This is a genomic window from Candidatus Marimicrobium litorale, from assembly GCF_026262645.1.
Taxonomy (GTDB): Bacteria; Pseudomonadota; Gammaproteobacteria; order Pseudomonadales; family Halieaceae; genus Marimicrobium; species Marimicrobium litorale.
In genome coordinates this window covers 2,943,408-2,965,834 of record NZ_SHNO01000001.1, presented here as the reverse complement: position 1 = coordinate 2,965,834, position 22,427 = coordinate 2,943,408, and the positions used below count along the sequence as shown (strand labels likewise).

General features: G+C 56.5%; 19 protein-coding genes. 11 read left to right on the top strand and 8 right to left on the bottom strand.

Translation table 11 applies throughout. From position 1 onward, the window contains the following. Positions 1–49: 49 nt before the first annotated feature. The gene (locus EYC82_RS13390; protein ID WP_279250043.1) at positions 50–1,864 is read left to right on the top strand and encodes a hypothetical protein; all 1,815 of its coding nucleotides are present in this window, start codon (positions 50–52) and stop codon (positions 1,862–1,864) included. A 6-nt stretch (positions 1,865–1,870) separates the two neighbouring features. On the opposite strand, the gene serB is transcribed toward EYC82_RS13390, so the two are convergent. Further along, positions 1,871–3,085 carry a phosphoserine phosphatase SerB gene (gene serB / locus EYC82_RS13385; RefSeq protein WP_279250042.1) on the bottom strand — a complete coding sequence of 405 codons (1,215 nt, stop codon included), beginning with the start codon at positions 3,083–3,085 and terminating at the stop codon, positions 1,871–1,873. A 165-nt stretch (positions 3,086–3,250) separates the two neighbouring features. On the opposite strand from serB, the gene EYC82_RS13380 reads away from it, so the two are divergent. After that, the gene (locus EYC82_RS13380) at positions 3,251–4,501 is read left to right on the top strand and encodes a hypothetical protein (protein ID WP_279250041.1); all 1,251 of its coding nucleotides are present in this window, start codon (positions 3,251–3,253) and stop codon (positions 4,499–4,501) included. Between the two features lie 16 nt (positions 4,502–4,517). Here EYC82_RS13380 and parC read toward each other — a convergent pair whose 3' ends face one another. Continuing rightward, a complete protein-coding gene (gene parC, locus EYC82_RS13375) occupies positions 4,518–6,773 on the bottom strand; it encodes a DNA topoisomerase IV subunit A (RefSeq protein WP_279250040.1) in 2,256 nt (751 codons plus the stop codon). A 67-nt stretch (positions 6,774–6,840) separates the two neighbouring features. Continuing rightward, positions 6,841–7,665: a cyclic nucleotide-binding domain-containing protein gene (locus tag EYC82_RS13370; protein WP_279250039.1), complete on the bottom strand. Its 825-nt coding sequence runs from the start codon at positions 7,663–7,665 to the stop codon at positions 6,841–6,843. Positions 7,666–7,856: 191 nt separating this feature from the next. Between EYC82_RS13370 and EYC82_RS13365 the strand changes: the two genes are divergently transcribed. Continuing rightward, on the top strand, positions 7,857–8,306 hold the full coding sequence (locus EYC82_RS13365; RefSeq protein WP_279250038.1) for a GNAT family N-acetyltransferase: 450 nt from the start codon (positions 7,857–7,859) through the stop codon (positions 8,304–8,306). Positions 8,307–8,318: 12 nt separating this feature from the next. Here EYC82_RS13365 and dtd read toward each other — a convergent pair whose 3' ends face one another. Beyond that, a complete protein-coding gene (dtd, locus tag EYC82_RS13360) occupies positions 8,319–8,765 on the bottom strand; it encodes a D-aminoacyl-tRNA deacylase (RefSeq protein WP_279250037.1) in 447 nt (148 codons plus the stop codon). Between the two features lie 4 nt (positions 8,766–8,769). Then, positions 8,770–10,581: a translational GTPase TypA gene (gene typA, locus EYC82_RS13355; RefSeq protein WP_279250036.1), complete on the bottom strand. Its 1,812-nt coding sequence runs from the start codon at positions 10,579–10,581 to the stop codon at positions 8,770–8,772. Positions 10,582–11,341: 760 nt separating this feature from the next. Between typA and glnA the strand changes: the two genes are divergently transcribed. The 5 genes from glnA to EYC82_RS13330 all read left to right on the top strand — a co-directional run bounded on the left by glnA (position 11,342) and on the right by EYC82_RS13330 (position 16,739). After that, positions 11,342–12,748 (top strand): glutamate--ammonia ligase, encoded by a 1,407-nt coding sequence (glnA, locus tag EYC82_RS13350; RefSeq protein WP_279250035.1) that lies wholly within the window; start codon positions 11,342–11,344, stop codon positions 12,746–12,748. Positions 12,749–12,899: 151 nt separating this feature from the next. Further along, a complete protein-coding gene (locus EYC82_RS13345) occupies positions 12,900–13,430 on the top strand; it encodes a DUF4124 domain-containing protein (RefSeq protein WP_279250034.1) in 531 nt (176 codons plus the stop codon). A 293-nt stretch (positions 13,431–13,723) separates the two neighbouring features. Then, a complete protein-coding gene (gene glnL / locus EYC82_RS13340) occupies positions 13,724–14,791 on the top strand; it encodes a nitrogen regulation protein NR(II) (RefSeq protein WP_279250033.1) in 1,068 nt (355 codons plus the stop codon). Then, positions 14,775–16,181, top strand: coding sequence for a nitrogen regulation protein NR(I) (gene ntrC, locus EYC82_RS13335; RefSeq protein WP_279250032.1), 1,407 nt, complete (start codon positions 14,775–14,777; stop codon positions 16,179–16,181). The genes glnL and ntrC overlap by 17 nt, the downstream gene beginning before the upstream one ends. A gap of 93 nt (positions 16,182–16,274) precedes the next feature. Beyond that, positions 16,275–16,739 (top strand): tRNA (cytidine(34)-2'-O)-methyltransferase, encoded by a 465-nt coding sequence (locus EYC82_RS13330; RefSeq protein ID WP_279250031.1) that lies wholly within the window; start codon positions 16,275–16,277, stop codon positions 16,737–16,739. Between the two features lie 43 nt (positions 16,740–16,782). Here the strand turns inward: EYC82_RS13330 and secB are convergent, their stop codons facing one another. From secB to EYC82_RS13315, 3 genes are read right to left on the bottom strand one after another with little or no spacing between them, the layout of a single operon-like run. Next, the gene (secB, locus tag EYC82_RS13325; RefSeq protein WP_279250030.1) at positions 16,783–17,268 is read right to left on the bottom strand and encodes a protein-export chaperone SecB; all 486 of its coding nucleotides are present in this window, start codon (positions 17,266–17,268) and stop codon (positions 16,783–16,785) included. A 27-nt stretch (positions 17,269–17,295) separates the two neighbouring features. Continuing rightward, positions 17,296–17,565, bottom strand: coding sequence for a glutaredoxin 3 (gene grxC, locus EYC82_RS13320; protein WP_279250029.1), 270 nt, complete (start codon positions 17,563–17,565; stop codon positions 17,296–17,298). Positions 17,566–17,602: 37 nt separating this feature from the next. Further along, complete coding sequence (locus EYC82_RS13315) at positions 17,603–18,016, bottom strand: rhodanese-like domain-containing protein (RefSeq protein WP_279250028.1); 414 nt, start codon at positions 18,014–18,016, stop codon at positions 17,603–17,605. Between the two features lie 228 nt (positions 18,017–18,244). On the opposite strand from EYC82_RS13315, the gene gpmI reads away from it, so the two are divergent. The 3 genes from gpmI (at position 18,245) to EYC82_RS13300 (ending at position 22,404) form a co-directional block, all read left to right on the top strand. Beyond that, positions 18,245–19,804, top strand: coding sequence for a 2,3-bisphosphoglycerate-independent phosphoglycerate mutase (gpmI, locus tag EYC82_RS13310; protein ID WP_279250700.1), 1,560 nt, complete (start codon positions 18,245–18,247; stop codon positions 19,802–19,804). 33 nt (positions 19,805–19,837) lie between these two features. Then, entirely contained in the window at positions 19,838–20,995 is a 1,158-nt protein-coding gene (locus tag EYC82_RS13305; protein WP_279250027.1) for a murein hydrolase activator EnvC family protein, read from the top strand. A 95-nt stretch (positions 20,996–21,090) separates the two neighbouring features. Then, entirely contained in the window at positions 21,091–22,404 is a 1,314-nt protein-coding gene (locus EYC82_RS13300) for a S41 family peptidase (RefSeq protein ID WP_279250026.1), read from the top strand. Positions 22,405–22,427 lie beyond the last annotated feature (23 nt).

Below are 22,427 nucleotides of genomic sequence, written 5' to 3'. Positions count from 1 at the left end.
ATTCTTATCGTCCAGGGTGTCATTCCTCGAACGTTATGGATTGCGTGCTATGCAAGACCTCAGCTCAAGCACTTTGAAGCTACCCCGCCAAGACAAATCCGAGCTCAGCCTGTTCGCGGCCAGCGAAGACGGTGTGCGGGCATGGATCGATGCACTACCGATAATGGACACCCCCCGATTGGTAAACATGCTGCTGCAGGCACTTGATGATCTGAACCGGACAAGCTTGCCCCCAAAGACACGCTACAACCTGCTAGACGCGCTTTATCCAAATATCGATATGGCACTGGCCAATCTGTGTAAACGCTTTCTCAATCAGCCTCTGATTATGTCCTCGGAACCGAAGTCAATGGCCGCTATCGGCAACCGGCTATGCACGCTCACTACCGCGGGCTATGCGCTTGCCGCAATGCACGCCATTCAGCAGCGGGACTCGATACAGGACACTAACCCAGCTCGCCTCGCTTGCCAGGCCATTCAGAGAGCGCTTCTATTTAACTCGCGCAAGATTCTTTACATGCTGCAGTTGCATATGCCGGTGGAGGAGGGGTGCTGGGAAATGCAGCACCAACTCTATGCTTTGGCAGAATACCAGGGACTCACCGGGCTACCGGTACCAGAACCGCTCTCTGGCGGTGCCACCATAAAAGCGGCTTATGTGCAGGCCCTGTTACTCAGCTGCTGCAAACCCAACCAACTGCGCCAAAGTGACCTGACGACTTTGCACCGCAATTCCCGCAACTGGGGCGAAAAAATTAGCCTGAACAAGCGGGAGACAGGAGAGGAATTGTATCTGGCCGATCTGGAAAGCGATAAACCGCCACAGTACCGGGCGCTCCACCGGGAACAGCCCACGGCGGGCTGCCGCACTCTGGATTGCGAGCCATTACTGAGCGAGCTCAACGCGCTGCAGCAGCGACTGGACAGTGAGAAAGCAATCTTCGACAAGGACACCGGCATCTCTGCCAACCTGCTACAACATGTCATTACAGCGCTGGGCAGCAGGCTGATGCGGAATTTCAAGCGCACCGCTTCCAACAGTCCCCTGTGGATTTGCCTCGGACTTAATAATACGCACAAGCAAGTGTCCCGGCAGCAAATGCTCAAACACAAACAGTCGCAAGGCAATGCCGGTCATGACCCTTTCAACAATCAGGGAAATCCATTCTCAAAAGGTCTGGACAAGGCAAATATCTGGAGAAACGAGAGTTCCGCGGACGGCAGTAAGCAGCAAACAAAAGTTGAGCAGGAAATTCATGTCGAGCTCGATACCGTAACCAGAACCAAAGTGATGGAAGAGGAAAGCGCAGCGGCATCAACACCCGAAAAACTGTCTGTTTTCGAGGCGCAGTTGGCTGACACCAGTGCAAACGGTTACTGTCTCGAATGGATAGATGAATCTCCAGGTGATGCCCGTGTGGGTGACATCGTGGGGGTCAAGGAAGACAGGGAAAAAAACGACTGGGCAATCGCGGTCATACGCTGGCTGAGCAGACTGCCGGATGCTAAAACTCTCATAGGCCTTGAACTATTGAGTCCTCGGGCCATTGCCTGCGGCGCTAATATCCGCCGCAACGGATTGGAGGATTCTCCACCGCAGAGAGTGTTGCTGCTGCCCGAAATCAAGATTGTAGGACAGCCCCACACCCTGATCACGCCACGGGCCAGCTTTAAAGAGCGGCAGAAGCTCATCCTGCAAAACAACCTGGGAGTGCAAAGCATCCAGTTAGTGCGGCAACTGAACTCAACCGGAGGCTTCGAACAGTTCGAATTCCGCTATATTCAGGAGCTAGGCGACGTCCTGACAAATCATGGTAAAAAGCCAGGTAAGGGTGAATTTGACTCGCTATGGAGCAATATCTAGCGACAGTCAGGGCCGTTGGTGCTTGTCGGAAATTCCCAGCAGGTAAAGAATTGCATCGAGGCCTAGAGTCGATATTGACTGCTCGGCAGTTTTCTTTACCAGCGGTTTAGCCCTGAACGCGATTCCCAGACCCGCAATGCTGAGCATAGGCAGATCGTTGGCCCCATCGCCCACAGCGATAACCTGCTGCAGGTCAATACCCTCTTCCCGAGCCAACTGACGCAGCAGTTCTGCCTTTCGCGCACCGTCTACGATAGTGCCTGAAACCTTGCCTGTCACGATGCCATCGTCGATATCCAGTTCGTTGGCATATACGTAGTCTATACCCAGCCGCTCCTGTAAATGGCGTGCGAAATAGGTAAACCCCCCTGACAAAATTGCTGTCTTGAAACCCAGGGCGCGCAGTGTCGATATCAGATGCTCGGCTCCCTCCGTGATCTTCAACTCATCCGCCACTCGCCTCAGAGCGCTCTCTTTCAAGCCACAAAGCAGCGCAACTCGCTTACGAAAACTCTCGGAAAAATCGATCTCTCCACGCATCGCTCGCTCGGTAATTGCACTGACCTCATCACCCACGCCCGCTACCTTCGCCAGCTCATCAATAACTTCCGCCTCTATCAGGGTAGAGTCCATGTCAAACACAACCAGACGGCGATTACGCCGATACATGTTGTCTTGCTGGTAAGCGAGATCGACATCCAGGGCTCCCGCTACTTCAAGCAATTCGCGGCGGAACTCTGCCGCAGCCGGCAGCGAACCGCGCGCAGAGAATTCTACGCAGGCTTTACTCTGGTCCGGCAGTTTACCCATAGGTATGCGGCCAGAAAGCCTGTTAATGCCTTGAATATTCAGGCCGTGAGCGGATATCACAGAGGTAACTCGAGCGATCTGGTCCGAGGTAATCTTGCGCGCCAACAGCGTAATGATGTAACGCTCCATGCCCTGTGCGTCGACCCAGTGGTTGTAGCTATCTCCGGACACTTTATCTGTGATCACGCGCAGTCCACGGGCGGCAGCGAACGCTTTTATCGCAGCAACGACTTCTTCTGAGGGAGTGTCAACGGGTAATTCTACCAACAACCCCAGCGTGAGCGTCGAATGGATCACCGCCTGGCCAATATCGAGAATATTGACGGAGTGCCGAGCCAGGATTGACGTCAATCCGGCGGTGACGCCGGATTGGTCGTCTCCGGATAGCGTTATGAGTAATATATGATTCACTCAGGATTCCATTCTTGTTCAGATCAGACATTCTAACCGTTCACGTCAGGCGCTAAAAGATAGCACTTCCCGCCCAAAAATGCCGACCACTGCGCGGGCCATTACTTCAGGATGCGACTGGTTTATACTTGTGTCACGGGCAAACTCGCTAAACATTCAAAAACTGTGAACAAACGTCTCCGTCAATCCAGTATCGGTCAACAGTTTGCTGTCCTTACCGCAGGCTTGTGCCTCCTTGTAAGTCTCGCCCTTATCGCGCTGGGTGCTATATCTACTTCTCACATGCAATCACTACTGCGGGAGGAGTATGGTGCCGCTCTCGCCCGGCTGGTCGCTGCGCGCGTCGGCACAGCCCTTGAAAGCGGCGACCTGCTCAGCGTCTCCGCCTCTTTGCGCCGCATCATCAACCACTCCTCCGCCGCCGTAATTGCCGTTAATGATGTAGAGGGCAAGGTTCTGGGCCTGGCGGGGACAAGCCAGGGTAGATACCTGTACGAATACAGCGAGCCTGTGCGTATCGAATCAGATATCGCCGGCCACGTGATTATCACTATTAGTGCCGACAACGACCGCGCAGCCCAGCAACGCCTTGTGATAAGTATGCTCGGTCTCGCAGTACTTCTCAGCCTTGCGGTTTATGGCGTGGGTCGTCATTTTGGCCAACGCCTCGGTGGGCGCATGTCCGCGCTCGCTCGCAAGGTTGCGCTGGAAGAAGATACTGGAATGCCGCTGCCGACCAACGAGCTATCCCTGTTGCAAAAGCGCATTGATGCACTGCCGATGGACCTGCTGCAAGCACGCAGTGAACCGGGGCCTCAGGAAGAAAACTATCAGGCTACCGCCGTTCTGTATCTGCAACTGACCAGTCTAGCTAACTATGTGGATACGCTGGATGAGCATTCCCTCCACGCTTATATCGCACGCATTCACCAGATCGTTTACGCTGCATCCGGGTTTTATGCGGGAAATCTGCAGGTCGCGCGACAGTTCGGGCTAGCGGTTTATTTCAGTGGCAACAACAGCGCAGGCAGTGCCGCATTCAGAGCGGCCTCCTGCGCCTGGCTAATCAAGACAGTGTGCCAGTCACTGGAGAAGGACATGACGCTATCCCTGTCCCTGTCAATGGCGATATCACAAAGTGAGTTGGGCGCGGGCGGTGGCGATGATATTTATCCGGGGCTCTACACGCAGCATACTCTCGACGAATTGCAGTCAGTCTGCACGAGCATGCCGCCGAATATTCTACTGGCACCCGCCGCAGTAGAGGATACTGACATCTCAACACGTCTCGAATGTCGCCCCACGGAGGTAATGGACTACGCTGTGATTGAGGAATTTGCTGGCCAGTTCCAAGATCTGCTGGAACGGCAACTGCGCCTGGTACTAAAGCGCCTGACCGATCCGGGCATAAGATAGGGCGCGAATCGCTGAACTAACCTGCAGCGACTTCCATCCTGTCTACCTTTTGAAAACCGCGGGGCAGCTTATTGCCCCGACGTCCACGCTCACCCCGATAGTGCTCGAGATCGCTGAATTTAATGCTGTGGTGACGCTTGCCGGAATGAATTACGAGGCTATCCCCAGGCGTGATCACCTGGACCGATATAACGAATTCCTCTCGCTCCTTGACCCGCGCCGCGGGGATTCCGATGATCTTGTTGCCCTTGCCACGCGACATTTGCGGAAGGTCCGCCAGAGGGAATATGAGAAGTCGCCCCTCGTTGGAGACTGCGGCAACCATGGCATCGTCCATTACAGATATCGCCGCGGCCTGCAGCACGCGCCCTCCCTTAGGCAGGGTAAGCGCCGCCTTTCCTGCGCGGTTCTTACTTTGCAGATCACCCAGGCGCGCCACGAACCCATAACCGGCATCGCTTGCCAGCAGGAAAAGCACGCTCTCGTCTCCCATCATAAGGCCCTCGAAGGTGGCGCCAGACGGGGGGTTGATACGGCCGGTAACCGGCTCACCCTGACCGCGGGCAGAGGGCAGGTTATGTGAGGCCACGGTATACGCCCGACCCGTTGAATCGATAATAACGGCGGGCTGGTTGCTGCGCCCGGTGGCGCTCATCTTATAGCTATCGCCGGATTTGTAGCTCAGGCTGGTTGGGTCAATATCATGGCCCTTGGCCGCCCTTATCCAGCCTTTTTCCGACATCACTACGGTAATCGGATCCGCCGCGACAAGTTCTAATTCGCTAAATGCCTTGGCCTCTTCGCGCCCGACCAAGGGTGAGCGCCGATCATCACCGTATTTCTCCGCCACCTCGATCAGCTCTTTCTTAATCAGTGTTTTCAGCCGTGCATCACTGCCCAGCGTTTTCTTTAGAGCATCGCGTTCTTTCCCTAAATCTTTCTGCTCTGTTTTGATATTCATTTCTTCCAGCTTGGCGAGGTTGCGCAGTTTCAACTCGAGAATTGCCTCGGCCTGAGTATCCGAAATTTTGAACCGCTTCATCAATGCCGGCTTGGGCTTATCCTCGGTGCGGATGATATGAATCACTTCATCAATATTGAGGAAAGCGACGAGATAACCCTCGAGGATTTCGAGCCGCCTCTCCACCTTCGTCAAACGGTTTTCCAAGCGACGACGCACAGTAGCAGTGCGGAACTTGAGCCACTCCTTGAGCAGCTGGTTCAACGGTTTCACCGCAGGACGACCGTCGATGCCAATTACATTGATGTTCACCCTGTAGGTGCGCTCCAAATCTGTGGTAGCGAAGAGGTGACTCATCAGGGCTTCAAGATCAACACGGTTCGAGCGCGGAACGATTATCAGTCTCGTCGGGTTTTCATGGTCTGATTCATCCCGCAAGTCAGACACCATAGGCAGTTTTTTCGCCTGCATCTGCTGTGCGACCTGCTCCAGCAAGCGAGATCCGGACACCTGGTGGGGCAGGGCGGTAATGACAATATCTCCGCCTTCCGTGTCCCAAACCGCTCGCATACGCAAACCACCGCGGCCCGTCTCGTACAGGGCAACGATCTCATCCCGTGGCGTAATAATCTCCGCATTAGTCGGAAAGTCTGGGCCCTGCACGTGCTCACACAAATCCGCCACGGTGGCCTTCGGCGATCCCAGTAACTTGATCGTCGCCGCAACGACCTCTCGCAGGTTATGCGGAGGAATGTCGGTCGCCATGCCCACTGCAATTCCCGTAGTGCCGTTTAGTAGTATATTGGGCACCTGCGCTGGCAGCACTGCGGGTTCATCCATGGTGCTGTCGAAATTAGGCACCCAGTCAACCGTGCCCTGGCCCAGCTCTGCAAGCAGAACATCGGCGTATGACGTCAGTCGCGATTCCGTATAGCGCATTGCCGCGAAGGACTTGGGATCATCCGGTGATCCCCAGTTGCCCTGTCCATCCACCAACGGGTAGCGGTAACTGAAGTCCTGCGCCATGAGCACCATGGCTTCATAGGCAGCGCTGTCACCGTGGGGATGAAACTTACCAATCACGTCGCCGACAGTTCGCGCGGACTTCTTGAATTTGGCAGACGACTTCAGTCCCAGCTCACTCATTGCATAGATGATACGGCGTTGCACCGGTTTCAGGCCATCTGCCACGTTGGGCAAGGCACGGTCGAGAATCACGTACATGGAATAATCCAGGTAAGCCTTCTCCGCATAGGTTTTCATTGACACCTGCTCGGTGCCACCACTGTCCATCTGTTGGATGTCAGACATTTTTTACCGGCCTGTTAAAAATTGTTTAAGGGGGCGCGAATCGGCAAACCCCATACTATTGCTGCGATCACTGCTTGTCTTGCCGACGCTCTTCGCGAGCCTTGACGCGAGAGCCCGCCAGCTGCTCGTTTAAATTCACGATAGAGTTTGCCATATCAACCATAAGACTGTTTATCGTGGCAGGGTTGCTCTTGATCAGTTCGGTGAACTGATCCTTGGGCACCTTGTCTACAGCACATGCCGTTCGGGCCCGCACCGTAGCACTGCGACTGGTGCAGGTGAGCACAGCCATTGCGCCGAAAATCTCACCCTCACCAATTATTGCTACGTTCACGCCACTCACCAGCACCTCCGCCTCGCCAGAACGCATATAGTAGACATAGTCTGCCTCGTCGCCCTGCCGAATAATTATCTGCCCCTCGCTGTAGGACTCGAATCCCGGCGTTGCGGGCGGTTCATTGACGCCTGCAGCGGCAATCCGCGTTACCAGCCCGGCGTAGGTTACCAGCAGTCGGGTCCATAACCGAATAGCAACGGGCTCATCAAAAACACGCTGCATAAACTCCAGTGCGGGGTAGCTTCGCAAGCTGGCGCCAGTATCACTGGCGTACTCCACTGCAATAGCGGTGTCCAGGCCACCGGTCACATCGGGTAACAGCATATCGCCGGTCTCCAGGGTGTAGATGCTCTTGCCCTGGTACCGCGCACTAACAGAACCGTCAAGGATCACGTAAAACTGACGATCGTCGAACCCGCGGAAATTACCCGCCGGCGTGATTTCGATATCGTGAAGCTGGCCGCGCATGTTCACGACCTCCAGCAACTCGCCAACCAGGGTACCGAACTGCTGACTCAACGCTGCAATGTCCTGTGCATCAATATTGACAAACATCTGCCTGTCCCTATTTTGCTCTGTTCGCCAGCGGGCCAAGGTACCCCGCTTCGACGCGGCTCACTATCGACACGGCTTTCACCGAGCGAGCAGCCTTCATATTTCGTTATAGTAACAACTTATGACAGCCCCGAGAACGTCACACACGATAATGCGGGTGGGGCAATTAATAAAAATCTGTGAGGTATATCATGCTGTGGCAAACACTGACATTCGACGAGCTGGGCCCACAAAAACTCTACTCAGTACTGCGACTGCGCCAGGCTGTATTCGTAGTGGAGCAGGCCTGCATCTACCTCGATACAGACGACAGGGACCAGCAGGCTCTGCACATGCTGGCCACGGAAGGTAGCCAGTTACTGGCCTACCAGCGCTGTATTTCTCCCGACGCTCGGTGCCCGGACAGCATCCTGGGCAGGGTCGTGGTGTCACCCGAAAACCGTGGCCGTCAACTGGGCCGGGAGCTGGTGAAACGAGGCATAGAGCACAACCTCTCGCGCTGGCCCGATAACGACGTGCGCATCAGCGCACAGGCTCACCTGCAAGCGTTCTACGAGTCCGCGGGATTTGTTCCGCGGGGAGACGTCTATCTCGAAGACGGTATTCCCCACCGGCAAATGTACTGCACGGCCAGCCACTGAATGAACAACGCTTCAGTCGCCGTGAACCTCTAGCAGAAACGTGACGGGGCCGTCGTTTATCAGGGCGACCTGCATATCCGCCCCGAACTGTCCTGACTCCACCGGCGAGTATCGCCGGTGCAAAGCATCCAGCGTGTAATCATAGAGTTCCCTGGCCCGGGCCGGTGGCATGGCAGAGGAAAAGGAGGGCCGCAGGCCCTTGCGAGTATCGGCAGAGAGGGTGAACTGGGACACCAGCAAAACGCCACCAGCCACGTCGGCCACGTTCCGATTCAGCCTTCCCTCGGCATCGGCAAACAGGCGATAAGCCAGTAGTTTATCGATCATTCGGTCAGCGACATCGCGGTTGTCATGCTTATCAAGACCGAGAAGCACCAGCAGGCCATGGTCGATCCGGCCGACATCCACACCCGCCACGTTCACCGCCGCTCTGCTAACACGCTGCAGAAGTGCACGCATGGGATTAGGCGCGAGACGCCCGCCTGCGCTCGTGTTCTTTCAAAAGCTTCTTGCGCAGCCGAATGCTGTCAGGCGTGACCTCCACCAGTTCGTCATCTTCAATAAATTCGAGGGCCTGCTCCAGCGAGCGCCTCACGGGCGGGGTGAGTGTGAGCGCTTCGTCTGTGCCGGACGCGCGTACGTTGGTGAGCTGCTTCGCCTTGGTGGGATTGACCGGAAGGTCGTTGCCTCGACTGTGCAAACCGACGATCTGCCCTTCGTAGATATCAATGTTTGGATCGATAAACATACGGCCGCGATCCTGCAAATTGTAAATGGCATAGGCGAGCGTTTTGCCTTGCACCATCGAGACCAGAACACCATTGCTGCGGTGAATGATCTCTGCTTCTTTTACCGGACCGTAATGGTCAAAAACAGATGTCATGATGCCACTGCCCGATGTCATGGTCAGAAACAGCGAGCGAAAGCCGATCAATCCCCGGGCAGGAATAATAAAGGCCAGTCGCAGACGTCCCTTGCCATCGGGCACCATATCTTCGAGTTCGCCGCGGCGCTGGCCGATCTCTTCCATCACCGCCCCCTGATGCTGCTCCTCACAGTCGATCACCAGCTGCTCGTAAGGCTCCTGGATTTCACCATCCACTTCACGCCGGATGACCTCCGGGCGGGAAACCCCAAGTTCGAAACCTTCCCGTCGCATAGATTCAATCAGCACTGACAGGTGCAGCTCGCCACGCCCTGACACCTTGAACTTGTCGGGGGTATCACCGGGCTCTACTCGCAGGGCCACGTTGTGTATCAGCTCGCGCTCCAACCGCTCCTTGATATTGCGGGAGGTGACATATTTTCCCTCTTTGCCCGCGAAGGGCGAATCATTAACCTGAAATGTCATGCTAACCGTCGGCTCATCAACAGAAAGGGCCGGCAGCGCCTCAGGCGTCTCGGGGTCGCAAAGCGTGTCGGAAATATTGAGGCCGTCTATACCCGTCACACAGACAATATCACCCGCCTGGGCTGATTCGACATCCACCCGCTCCAGCCCGAGGTAACCCATCACCTGCAGCACCCGTCCCTTCAGCGTCTCCCCTTCCCGGTCGACAACCACAACCGGTGAGTTGGGTGTCAGTCTGCCACGGGTTATTCGACCCACGCCGATGACGCCGACGTAGCTGGAGTAATCCAGTGCACTGATCTGCATTTGCAGCGGCCCCTCGGAATTCACCTGAGGCGCGGGCACGCGCTCTATTATGGTGTGGAACAGGCTCTTCATGTCCGTCCCCATCTCCTCGTGATCGAGGCCCGCCACACCTTCGATCGCGGAGGTGTAGACCACGGGGAAATCCAGTTGCTCCTCTGTTGCGCCGAGACGGTCAAACAGGTCAAAGACCTGGTCGACCACCCAGTCCGGTCGGGCGCCATCACGGTCCACCTTGTTCACCACGACGATCGGGTTCAACCCCTGCTCGAAGGCCTTGGCAGTCACAAAGCGTGTCTGTGGCATCGGGCCATCTACTGCATCCACCAACAGCAACACCGAATCGACCATGGATAGCACCCGCTCTACCTCGCCACCAAAATCCGCGTGCCCCGGCGTGTCAACAATGTTGATGTGGTAGCCATCCCACTCGATCGCTGTATTCTTCGCCAGGATGGTAATCCCGCGCTCACGCTCCTGGTCGCTGGAATCCATCACCCGCTCGGCGCCCTCGCTGCGACGATCCAGTGTGCCAGACTGTTGCAGCAGGCAGTCCACCAAAGTGGTCTTACCATGGTCAACATGGGCGATGATGGCGATATTGCGCAGTTGTTCAATCAAGGGAGGTACCTCTAGGATAGCCGGAGGGCAAAAAGCGCGCGGAGTATACACTATCCCGGGGTGACGGGGCGTTATCTTGGCAGTCTATTTCTGACTTGGTGCTTCAACCAAGATGCCTTTGCGCACGGTATCCCGCGAGTCATGCCCGCACCACCGCAGCAAGCGCACAGGGCTGCGGCCTAGGACGGCAGGGTCAGATCGAATTTTTTTGTCAGGCCCACAGCTGATCCGGGCGGGCATGTCTGGCAATTGCAGCGCACCCGCTGCGCAGCACCCAAGCATGTTATCGCCGGCCCGACAGGGGCGGTTTCCAACCACAGCCTGCCCCAGCAACAGTAAATATCCATGGCGGGGCCAATGGCGCTTGAGTTGCTGTCGCAACGGCTGGGTCACCATGGTGATTTGGGGAAATACTTGACAACGAACAGCATTGGGGCCATAACCACTGCGTCTGATCAGGATGGCTGCACTAAAGACCACCCTGACGATTGCTCGGACCGCACGCTGACCCTGCCCCGACACGTCCCGCACCATATTGGTGCATGCGTGTGCTAATATGGTGCATGTCTCATCAGCCCTGAGCGATGAATGGTGGAAAACTTCGGAATTTCAAAGGGTTGCTGTCAGCGCCATTGTGGCACAGCTTTTGCTACCTCTGACACCACTGATGAATACCTGTGTCGCCCGCACTGTCCGGCGTCAGGAAATGTCGATAGGCCGGCGCACCCGACCTGATTAATGCCCAACTGGAGAACAAACAATGTCCAACGAAACCCTGAAGCTGATCAAAGACAACGAGGCACGCTGGGTCGACCTGCGCTTCACCGATACCCGCGGTAAAGAACAGCACGTCACCATACCTTCCAAAGAGGTCAGCGAAGACTTCTTCGAAGGCGGCAAGATGTTCGATGGCTCGTCCATCGCAGGCTGGAAGGGCATTAACGAATCGGACATGATTCTCATGCCCGACGACTCTACCTCGATACTCGACCCCTTTACCGATGAAGCGACCGTTATCCTGCGCTGCGACATCGTCGAGCCCACCACCATGCAGGGCTACGAACGTGACCCCCGTTCCGTTGCCAAACGTGCCGAGGAATTCCTCAAGTCTACCGGTCTTGGCGACACGGCTTTTTTCGGTAACGAGCCCGAATTTTTCGTCTTCGATGACGTCAAGTGGCACGCCGACATGTCAGGTGCAGGCTATACCATTGGCTCCGAAGAAGCAGCGTGGGCGTCCAACCACTCGTTCGATGAAGGCAACATCGGGCACCGCCCCGGCGTGAAGGGTGGCTACTTCCCGGTACCGCCTGTTGACTCACTGCATGATATTCGTGCGGCAATGTGCGCGGCCATGGAGCAGATGGGCCTGGACATCGAAGTGCATCACCACGAGGTAGGCACCGCCGGCCAATGTGAAATTGGCGTGCGGTTCAACACGCTGGTTACCAAGGCAGATGAAACGCAAATCCTCAAGTACTGCGTGCACAATGTAGCCCACGCCTATGGCAAAACGGCCACCTTCATGCCCAAGCCGCTGGTCGGCGACAACGGTTCTGGCATGCACTGCCACCAGTCCATCGCCAAGGGCAAGGAAAACGTGTTTGCTGGCGACAGCTATGCCGGCCTGTCTGAAGAAGCACTGTATTACATCGGCGGCATCATCAAGCACGCCCGTGCACTGAACGCATTTACCAATGCGTCTACCAACAGCTACAAGCGACTGGTGCCGGGGTTCGAAGCGCCTGTCATGCTGGCCTACTCGGCCCGCAACCGATCTGCGTCCATCCGTATTCCCTATGAGCCAAGCCCTCGGGGCAAGCGCATCGAGGTTCGCTTTCCGGATCCGACTGGCAACCCCTATCTGGCCTTTGCAGCGATGCTAATGGCAGGTATCGATGGTATTCAGAACAAGATCCACCCCGGCGACGCAGCCGACAAGGATTTGTACGACCTGCCCGCAGAAGAAGCGGAATCGATTCCGACGGTTGCTTCCAGCCTGAGCCAGGCCCTCGAAGCCCTCGACGCGGATCGCAGCTTTCTCACGGCTGGCGGCGTATTCACCGACGACATGATCGACGCTTACATCGACCTCAAGCAGGAGGAGGTCGAAACCCTCGATATGACCACTCACCCTGTCGAGTTCGACATGTACTACTCCTTGTAGACCTTCCTGTCAGGGGCCGTTTTTGTGCCCTTGGGAAAAAGGCTCGCTCCGGCGGGCCTTTTTTCTGCCTGCTGCAGCAAGACGACCGGACGGGATGTTCATATATCCACGCCACTTCTGTTACTGTCGTCATTCAGGGGAGGAAAACCGCATGCTCAGAATTATCGCATTTGCCCTTGTACTGCTGGCGCCGGCGGCCGCGGCACAATCCATCTACCGCACGACTGACGAAGTCGGCAACGTGGTCTTCACCGACGCACCCTCCGCCAACAGTCGCGCAGCGGAGCCGGTAGGCCTGCAACCCACCAATACGACCTCTCCACCACGGGCTATTATCCCTGCACTGAAGTCTCCGACAGACACCCCGGCGGTGAATCAGACGTCCTATACGATCGCCATAACCAGTCCTGCCGATGAAACCTCCATCCCGCGGGGTCATGGCAACTTCACCGTCACGGTGGCTATTCAACCCGCCCTGAAGAAGTATGAAAGCCTGCAGTTATTTATGGATGACGAACCCAGCGGCAGTGCCCAGGCCAGCATGATCTGGGATCTTACCAACGTGTTTCGCGGGGCCCACGACATCACCGTCGGCGCAATCGACCGCAGCGGTAACACCATCGCTCTGTCAGACCCTGTGCGGGTTTACGTCCACCGGCCCTCCATCAATTTCCGCAAATAAAGCCCGCTGTACTGGACAGGGCCCCCCTCTTAATGCACCATAATGGTGCGCTGAAGGCCTGTGCACAGTCTTCTCACCCGGCTGCCTGGAGCCTCTCGGGCCCACATTAATCAAACCCGTGCCTGCTGCCGGGCTTGTGTGCACCCCGGTTGCACAAATTTCTGGCATTTACAGAAATTAATCCGCTCAAGCCGCTGTTTTGGCTCCATTTTTGCTAATACTTAATAACGGCGTCACGTGCCCCCTGCTGCGAGCAGAACGGACAACCCGTCGGGCTTTACCAAGAGGCAGGAATGGAACACGACCTGGAATTACTGGACAGCATGAGCACCGGCGTGATTGCGCTCGATGATGCGCTGCAGGTCACAGCACTCAATTCGGCCGGCGAAGCACTGCTGGAGACGTCAAAAGCCCGCTGTATCGGTCTGCACGCGAGGCTGTTACTTTTGGAGTCGAGTGAGTGGCTGGAACACCTGCAGCAGGCGGCGGCAAGTAAAACCACTCGGGCGAGCCGCAGCTTCACGCTCTGCCTGCACTCCGGCCATAAAATTCTGGTAGATCTCGTGATTACTCCCGTGACCGAAGAGGCACCTTTTAGCCTGCTGGTAGAGCTGACAGCTGTGGACCGCCTGCTGAGAATCAGTCGGGAGGGTAATCACCACCGCACGCAAGAGACCAGCCGGGCCGTCATCCGCGGCTTGGCCCATGAGATCAAGAACCCGCTGGGTGGCGTCAGGGGTGCTGCTCAGCTACTCGCAAGAGAGCTGCCGAACGAAGAGCTGGCCGAATACACCAACGTCATTATTCGCGAAGCGGATCGCCTGCGCGACCTCGTCGACCGTCTATTGGGCCCCACCCGGGAGTTAAACAAGCAAAAACTCAATATTCACGAGGTACTGGAGCACGTGCGCAATCTCATCAACGCCGAGTCCGAAAACCGGGTCACGATTGTGCGGGATTACGATCCCAGCCTACCGGAGTTCGAATTTGACCGGGCACAGTTGATTCAGGTGGTGCTGAACATCATGCGCAACGCCATACAGGCAGCAGAGAGCCTGCGATCCTGCAATATCATGCTGCGCAGCCGCGCTCAGCGGCAATTCACTATCGGCGGCACGCTGCACAGGCTGGCGTGCGGCATTGAGATCATCGATAACGGGCCCGGGATTGCCCCGGACATAATGCCCTCCATATTCGCCCCCATGGTCACCGGTCGAGCCCATGGCACCGGACTGGGGCTCTCTATCGCGCAATCCATCGCTCACATGCACGACGGCACGATCGAGTGCGACAGCCGCCCCGGAGAAACGCGCTTTACCTTGTATTTACCTATGGAAAAAATTCATGAACAGCCACACTAAAGTCTGGGTAGTCGACGATGACAGCTCCATTCGCTGGGTGCTGGAACGCGCTCTGAATCAGGCAGGCATCGCCAACCGAAGTTTCGCAGATGCCGACGAACTGCTCCAGCAAATTGAGACCGGGCAACCGGATGTCATTATTAGCGATATCCGTATGCCCGGCACCGATGGCCTTGAGTTGCTCTCCTTGATCAAGAGTGGGTACCCGGACGTCCCCGTCATCATTACCACCGCACACTCGGATCTCGACAGTGCGGTCACCTCCTATCAAAAAGGGGCTTTTGAGTACTTACCCAAGCCCTTTGACCTCGACGAGGTGGTCGCCGTCACCCAGCGTGCGCTCGCCCACGCACTGGAAGCCCGGGGCAGCGCCCCGCCACAGGAGGACGTGCCGCAGCAAACCGAGATCATCGGTGAAGCGCCCGCCATGCAGGAGGTGTTTCGAGCCATTGGGAGGCTGGCGCACAGCAATATCACTGTGTTGATCAACGGCGAGTCCGGCACGGGTAAAGAGCTGGTTGCCCGAGCCCTGCATCGCCACAGTCCCCGAGCCAGCGCCCCGTTTATCGCTCTCAACATGGCGGCCATACCCAAGGACTTAATGGAATCTGAACTGTTTGGTCACGAAAAAGGCGCTTTTACCGGCGCCAACGCGAAACGAGAGGGGCGGTTTGAGCAAGCGGATGGGGGCACCCTGTTCCTCGACGAGATAGGCGATATGCTGGCCGATACACAGACTCGCCTATTGCGCGTACTGGCTGACGGCGAGTTCTATCGGGTGGGCGGCCATGTCCCGGTCAAGGTAGACGTGCGTATCATCGCCGCCACGCACCAGAATCTGGAAAACCTGGTTGAACAGGGCACCTTCCGTGAAGACCTGTTCCATCGCCTGAACGTAATTCGCATACACATTCCCAAGCTTTCAGAACGGCGAGAGGACATCCCCGCGCTAATGAAGTATTTCCTCCAGCAGGCGGCACAAGAGCTTGGTGCAGAGACCAAGGTCCTACTACCGGAGGCAAACTCCTTTCTCACCAGCCTGGAATGGCCAGGCAACGTCAGACAGCTGGAGAACTGCTGCCGCTGGATAACGGTGATGGCCTCGGGCCGCGAGGTACACCTGAGCGACCTACCGCCGGAATTGGGACAGGCTGCACCCACCAAAGAATCCAAGGAGCAGGCGGGCTGGCCCGAACTACTGTTTAACTGGGCCCGCAACGAACTGGTACAAGGCAAGCAGCAAATCCTGCAGGACGCCGTGCCTACGTTTGAACGGGCTATGATCGAGGTGGCCCTGCAACACTCCAAGGGCCGCAAGCGGGACGCAGCCGAGTTACTGGGCTGGGGGCGCAATACGCTGACACGAAAAATGAAAGACCTGAATATGTGACAGGACACAGCGTACATTTACGGCTCAAATAAGCTTTGCTCAGGGCCCAAAATCTGAGAAAAAGGGCGCTGGCTTCCCTGTATGCGATACCCTATGTTCAAAATCGTACTGTTTGAACCCGAGATCCCGCCCAATACGGGGAACATCATCCGCCTGTGTGCCAATACCGGCTGTGCCCTGCATCTGATCGAGCCCCTCGGTTTTGACCTGGAAGACAAGAAACTGCGCCGGGCGGGGCTGGACTACCGTGAATTCGCGCAGGTAAAGGTTCACCCCAACCTGGCTCATTTTCGTCGGGAGACTGGCAACCCGCGAGTGTTCGCCGCCTCGACAAGGGGTGGCACCGCGTATCATCGGATTGACTACCGCGAAGGAGACGCGCTGCTTTTCGGTCCTGAGACCCGCGGACTACCCACATCCATTCTCGACGAACTGGGCCCGAGCGGCACACTGCGCATCCCCATGCGCAGTGACAGTCGCAGCCTGAACCTAAGTAATGCCGCTGCACTGGTGCTCTATGAAGCCCTGCGACAGGTAAACTTTCCCGGGCTGGAATAGCTCACAACCCACAGGGTCGGGCGAGAAGAAACGTGCCCATGGCCTAGTGGGAAGCAGTTTCTCCCGCGCCGGCTTGCGCCTGCGCCTGGGCCTGCTGGTAAACGGCCTCAAAGTTAACGGGCGCAAGCATCAGTGGCGGGAAACCACCTTTGATACAAAACGCGTCAATCGCTTCGCGGGCGTAAGGAAACAGGACATTCGGCGCCGCGGTTCCCAGAATACGTTTCAATTCGTCAGGCTGGAATCCGCGAACCAGGAAAACGCCGGCCTGATGCACTTCGATCAGGAAGCCGGTTTCTTCATCCATCTTCGCAGTGACAGTGATGGACAGAACAACTTCAAAATTTCCCTCTTCATCGATCGATCCGCTGCGGGTATTGAGATCCACCGAGAGCGTGGGCTGCCACTGTTTGGTGAAAATCGCAGGAGTAGCAGGCGATTCAAAGGACAGGTCCTTGGTGTAGATTTTCTGCATGGTAAACTGCTGCTCTGGTCGCTGTTGCGCACCGCCTGCCTGTTCTTCAGCCATCAAGCCATCCTCCGGTAATTAAATGAATCAGGAACCGCTGTCCGGCCCGAGAAGTAAATCCAGTTGACCGGCAATTTCCAGCCGGTACAGGTCATCGAATCCGCCAATATGCTGCTCGCCTATCCAGATCTGCGGCACGGTGCGGCGACCGCTGCGTTCCATCATTTCACGCCGCAGTTCAGGAGCACCATCCACCGCGATATCACGGTAGGCAGCGCCCTTATTATCCAACAGCGCTCTTGCGCGCAGGCAGTAAGGGCAGCGCTGCGTCGTGTAAAGCGTTATCGGCGCAGTCATGCCACGCTCGGCAGGTCAGGACTAAAATACGGCGTGCTCATGAAACCACCGGCAGTTGCAGGTTGCCCCACTCCATCATGCCGCCTGCCATCCTCGACACACGGGTGTAACCCGCGGCTCGCAGCTGCTTGCCTGCAGCGCCGGATTGCTGCCCCATCTTACACACCAGTACCACGGGTTTTTCCTTGTACTTCTCCAGCTCTACCATGCGCTCGGGCAGCTTAGTAGCAGGGATGTTGACCGCGTCTACAATATGTCCTTTGTTAAATTCTGCAGCGTCACGCAAATCGAGGAATATACCGTCCTCGGCGTTCACCTGGTTTATGGCCTGTTGCGGCGAAACTGACGCCCCTCCCTTGCGCGACTCATGAAAGACCAGCATTGCGACCAATGCCAACAGAGCAGCGACCTGGATCCACTGTTGTGCCAGAAATTCTAGAAATAGTGCCATGCTGTTGCGCTTAATTCCTGCGGATAAGTAAGGTTGTCGTCGCGAGGCGGCGGGCCGCGGGCGCTGTTCCTGCTTAAGACCAGTCGCCGGAACCCCAGTATACAGGCTATACCGGGGTGCAGCCAGTCCCGCCCGAACGTCATACAAGCAGCAATGCGCAGTCGCCCAAGACAGGGTAAAATGACGCACTGTAGCAATTACTCAGGCCTTCAGACCGATCATCAAGCCATGAATCACGCCAACAAAAAAACACCCACTGTACTGGTCATCCTCGATGGCTGGGGACACCGCGAAGATCGCCGTGACAACGCCATCGCCAACGCCGATACCCCGGTGTGGGACCGGCTGTGGCGCGACACCTCGCACACACTCATATCCGCCTCAGGAGAAGACGTAGGCCTGCCCGGCGGGCAAATGGGCAATTCAGAGGTCGGCCATATGAGTCTCGGCGCTGGCCGTGTTGTCTACCAGAATATTTCGCGCATCGATCAGGCCATTCGCGATGGCAGCTTTAACGAAAACCCGGCCTACAATCGCGCTATCGACAACGCGGTTGCGACCGGCGGCGCAGTTCATATTTTCGGACTACTCTCACCGGGCGGAGTGCACAGTCACGAGCAGCAGGTTTTTGCCGCCATCCGGCTCGCCGCCGACCGCGGCGCTAAAAAAGTCTACCTCCACGCGTTCCTGGACGGTCGCGACACACCGCCGCGCAGTGCCGGTGACTCACTGCAAAAAGCTGACACACTGTTCAAAGAGCTGGGCTGCGGTCGTGTCGCCTCTCTATGCGGACGCTATTACGCCATGGACCGTGACAAGCGCTGGGAGCGAATAGAACTAGCTTACCGACTCCTTGCCGAGGGCACGGCCGAACACCGCAGCGCGAACGCAACCGACGCGCTTGCGTCCGCCTACAACAGAGACGAGACCGATGAGTTCGTTCTGCCCACCGTTATAGCTGACGAAACACAAACCCCCGCAAAAGTGAGCGATGGCGATGCCGTGCTCTTCATGAATTTCCGCGCCGATAGGGCGCGGCAACTCACCCAAGCATTCACTGACTCCTCTTTCAGCGGTTTCACGCGAACCGCGGCGCCCGAGCTTACCGACTTTGTTATGACAACGGCCTACGCCGATGACATCGACGCCAACTGTGCCTACGGACCGCAGAAACTGGATAATGTGTTAGGTGACTATTTAGCACAGCGCGGTATGACGCAGCTCCGCATTGCCGAGACAGAAAAATACGCTCACGTGACGTTTTTTTTCAGTGGCGGGCGCGAAAAGGAATTCGCAGGGGAAGACCGCAAGTTGATCCCCTCGCCAGACGTCGCCACCTATGACCTTCAGCCCGAAATGAGTGCAGTGGAACTGACCGACGAACTGGTTCGTGCGATCGGCTCCAAACAATATGACCTGATCGTTTGTAACTACGCCAACGGCGACATGGTCGGGCACACTGGCGTGTACGAGGCCGCAATCAAGGCTGTGGAAACACTGGATACTTGCCTGGGAAGGGTAGAACATGCGCTTCATGAAGCCGGCGGCCAAGCTTTGATTACTGCAGATCACGGCAACTGTGAACAAATGCTGGATTACGAATCTGGTCAGCGGCACACCCAGCATACGACCGATCTGGTGCCCCTGATCTATGTTGGATCAAAGCAACGCACCCTCAAATCCAGCGGCGGCATTCTCGCTGATATTGCGCCCACCCTGCTGAGCATGATGGAAATGCGACAGCCCGATGAGATGACAGGCAACAGCCTGCTTGACGAGCACGTCTAAGCTGCCAGTGCGATTATTCAGGGGGACAAGGTAATGCCTGAAACCCATTGCAAACAGCTTTGTCACGCAATTCTGCCTGTCCTCGCACTTTTATTCTCGGCACACGAAGCGCTGGGCCAGTCCGAAAATGACACGCGAAAGCAACTCGAACAACTGGAAATTGAGATTACGCAAATAAGCGAGGAGCTTTCCAGCGCCACCAACCGACAAAATAATCTGCTAAAGCAGTTACGTGATGCGGAAGTCGATCTGGGCGCACTGAGCCGGGATGTCAATCGGAACAAAGCCGAGCTGACAGCAGAGCAAGAAGCACTGTCGGCCCTGGAGAGAGATCGCTCGGAACAGCAGGCGGCGCTGGATAAACAGAGAGATCGCATCGCGCAAGAGATTCGAAGTGCCTGGAAAATGGGTCGTCAGGGACAACTCAAAATTCTCCTTAATCAGGAAAACCCGCACGCTATGGCACGCTCGCTGGCCTACTACCGTTATTTATTGACAGCAAGAAATACACTGCTGGAAGACTACCGGAGCGCACTGCACAAACTTCAAGCATTACAAGCTCGCATCGATCTCAGTCTCACCGCACTGGAGCAACGCGGCTACGCACTGCAAAAACAGCAGACCGAGCTCATCGCTGCACAGGCACAGCGCAAAAGAGCAACGCAGGCATTGGCGCAAAGTATCATCGGCAAAAACGCGAAGCTCGAGGCGAAGCGACAGGACCGCAAGCAACTGGAAGAATTATTGAGCGCCATTCGTGAGGCGGTCACGGAGCTCGCGGTACCCGAAAACTACAAAGCGTTCCGGAGTGCCCGCGGCAAAATGGTCTGGCCGGTGACTGGCAACACAAGCAACCGCTTCAATCAGCCCCGTAACCAGGGCAAGATGCGCTGGCAGGGCGTGACCATCCCCGCCCAACAGGGCACCGTCGTGCGGGCGATTCATCAGGGCAGAGTGGTGTACGCCGACTGGTTACGAGGTTCCGGCCTGCTGTTGATCATCGATCACGGGGAGGGGTACATGAGCCTGTACGCCCACAATGAAAGCCTGACCAGAAACGTTGGGGAATGGGTGTCGGCAGGCTCGTCCGTCAGTACAGTCGGCAACAGTGGCGGTGCAGAGGACCCCGCCCTTTACTTCGAGGTGAGACACGAGGGCAAACCTGTGGATCCGGCGAAGTGGTGCAAGTAAACACCTGCCCCCGCCAGTGAAAATACCTATTTGACGCACATCGTGGGAAATAGGTTACACTTGCCATTCTTTATTTGACTGGTTTAAGGGCCCCCATGCGCCGTCTTTCCCCGCTTTACCAACCGCTGGCTGGCCTTCTCGCCGCAATCACTCTCGTCGTTGTAACATCCACTGCGCTGGCCAAGGAGCAGGGCGCCATACCGTTAGATGAACTGCGCACTTTCGCCGAAGTATACAACCAGATTCGTGAGGGCTATGTCGAGGAAATCGATGACAGCACCTTGTTGGAGTACGCCATACAGGGGATGCTGATGGGGCTGGACCCACATTCCATGTACATGACCCGAGACGCCTTCAAGAGCTTGCAGGACACCACCAAGGGGGAGTTCAGTGGTCTGGGCATTGAGGTGGGCATGGAGAACGGCTACGTCAAAGTCATCTCTCCCATCGATGGCTCACCCGCAGAGGCAGCAGGTCTGCAAAGCGGCGACATCATACTCAAGCTTGATAACGTGCCAGCCAAGGGCATGTCGCTGAACGAAGCGATCGATATCATGCGCGGCCCCAAAGGGAGCAATATAGACCTGACTATCGGACGAACGGGTCAAAGCCAACCGTTTGAAGTGAAGCTGGTGCGAGACACCATCAAGGTCGCCAGTGTGCGCGAGCGCTGGCTAGAAAACGGCTATGGCTATATCCGGGTAGCGCAATTTCAGCGCCGCACCGGCACTGATGTAAGAGAGGCTTTGCAAAAGCTGCAGTCAGAGGAAAAGCTGAAAGGCCTCGTACTGGATCTACGCAATAATCCTGGCGGCATTTTGCGCTCCAGTGTCGACGTAGCCAGCCTGTTTCTCAACGGGGGCACCGTGGTCTATACCGAGGGACGGGTGGAAGACGCAGACGTGTCCTACAGTGCAGACCCGCTAGATATTACGGATGGCATACCCATAGTGGTACTGATCAACCAGGGTTCCGCGAGTGCCTCCGAAATTGTCGCCGGCGCGCTGCAGGACCACAGTCGGGCTGTCATTATGGGAACCGAAAGCTTTGGTAAGGGTTCGGTGCAAACTGTTCTACCGCTATCAGATTCACGGGCGATCAAGCTCACCACCGCCCTGTATTTCACACCTAATGGCCGCTCCATTCAGGCCGAGGGCATCGTGCCAGACATTCTGGTTGAAAGGGCGACTGTTACCGCCCTAAACACTCGGCGGCAAGTGAAAGAAGCAGACCTGTCCGGCCATCTCGATAACGCCAACCAGAAAAACAGGGACGATGTCCGCAGGGCCAGCAGCGGATTATTATCCAGCGACAACCAGCTGTACGAGGCACTCGCCCTATTGAAAGGCATCAATATTCTCGGTATGCGCCGCGACAGTAATGCCTCAGCAGTAGCGGGAGAATCCTGAGCGACGGCGCATTCGTTGCGGCC

What these genes read in the sequence shown, in the direction of transcription:
- EYC82_RS13390 (WP_279250043.1), top strand. Translation starts at nt 50, where the DNA reads ATGCAAGACCTCAGCTCAAGCACTTTGAAGCTACCCCGCCAAGACAAA.
- parC (WP_279250040.1), bottom strand. Translation starts at nt 6,773, where the DNA reads ATGTCTGACATCCAACAGATGGACAGTGGTGGCACCGAGCAGGTGTCA.
- EYC82_RS13370 (WP_279250039.1), bottom strand. Translation starts at nt 7,665, where the DNA reads ATGTTTGTCAATATTGATGCACAGGACATTGCAGCGTTGAGTCAGCAG.
- EYC82_RS13365 (WP_279250038.1), top strand. Translation starts at nt 7,857, where the DNA reads ATGCTGTGGCAAACACTGACATTCGACGAGCTGGGCCCACAAAAACTC.
- dtd (WP_279250037.1), bottom strand. Translation starts at nt 8,765, where the DNA reads ATGCGTGCACTTCTGCAGCGTGTTAGCAGAGCGGCGGTGAACGTGGCG.
- glnA (WP_279250035.1), top strand. Translation starts at nt 11,342, where the DNA reads ATGTCCAACGAAACCCTGAAGCTGATCAAAGACAACGAGGCACGCTGG.
- EYC82_RS13345 (WP_279250034.1), top strand. Translation starts at nt 12,900, where the DNA reads ATGCTCAGAATTATCGCATTTGCCCTTGTACTGCTGGCGCCGGCGGCC.
- glnL (WP_279250033.1), top strand. Translation starts at nt 13,724, where the DNA reads ATGGAACACGACCTGGAATTACTGGACAGCATGAGCACCGGCGTGATT.
- ntrC (WP_279250032.1), top strand. Translation starts at nt 14,775, where the DNA reads ATGAACAGCCACACTAAAGTCTGGGTAGTCGACGATGACAGCTCCATT.
- EYC82_RS13330 (WP_279250031.1), top strand. Translation starts at nt 16,275, where the DNA reads ATGTTCAAAATCGTACTGTTTGAACCCGAGATCCCGCCCAATACGGGG.
- secB (WP_279250030.1), bottom strand. Translation starts at nt 17,268, where the DNA reads ATGGCTGAAGAACAGGCAGGCGGTGCGCAACAGCGACCAGAGCAGCAG.
- grxC (WP_279250029.1), bottom strand. Translation starts at nt 17,565, where the DNA reads ATGACTGCGCCGATAACGCTTTACACGACGCAGCGCTGCCCTTACTGC.
- EYC82_RS13315 (WP_279250028.1), bottom strand. Translation starts at nt 18,016, where the DNA reads ATGGCACTATTTCTAGAATTTCTGGCACAACAGTGGATCCAGGTCGCT.
- gpmI (WP_279250700.1), top strand. Translation starts at nt 18,245, where the DNA reads ATGAATCACGCCAACAAAAAAACACCCACTGTACTGGTCATCCTCGAT.
- EYC82_RS13305 (WP_279250027.1), top strand. Translation starts at nt 19,838, where the DNA reads ATGCCTGAAACCCATTGCAAACAGCTTTGTCACGCAATTCTGCCTGTC.
- EYC82_RS13300 (WP_279250026.1), top strand. Translation starts at nt 21,091, where the DNA reads ATGCGCCGTCTTTCCCCGCTTTACCAACCGCTGGCTGGCCTTCTCGCC.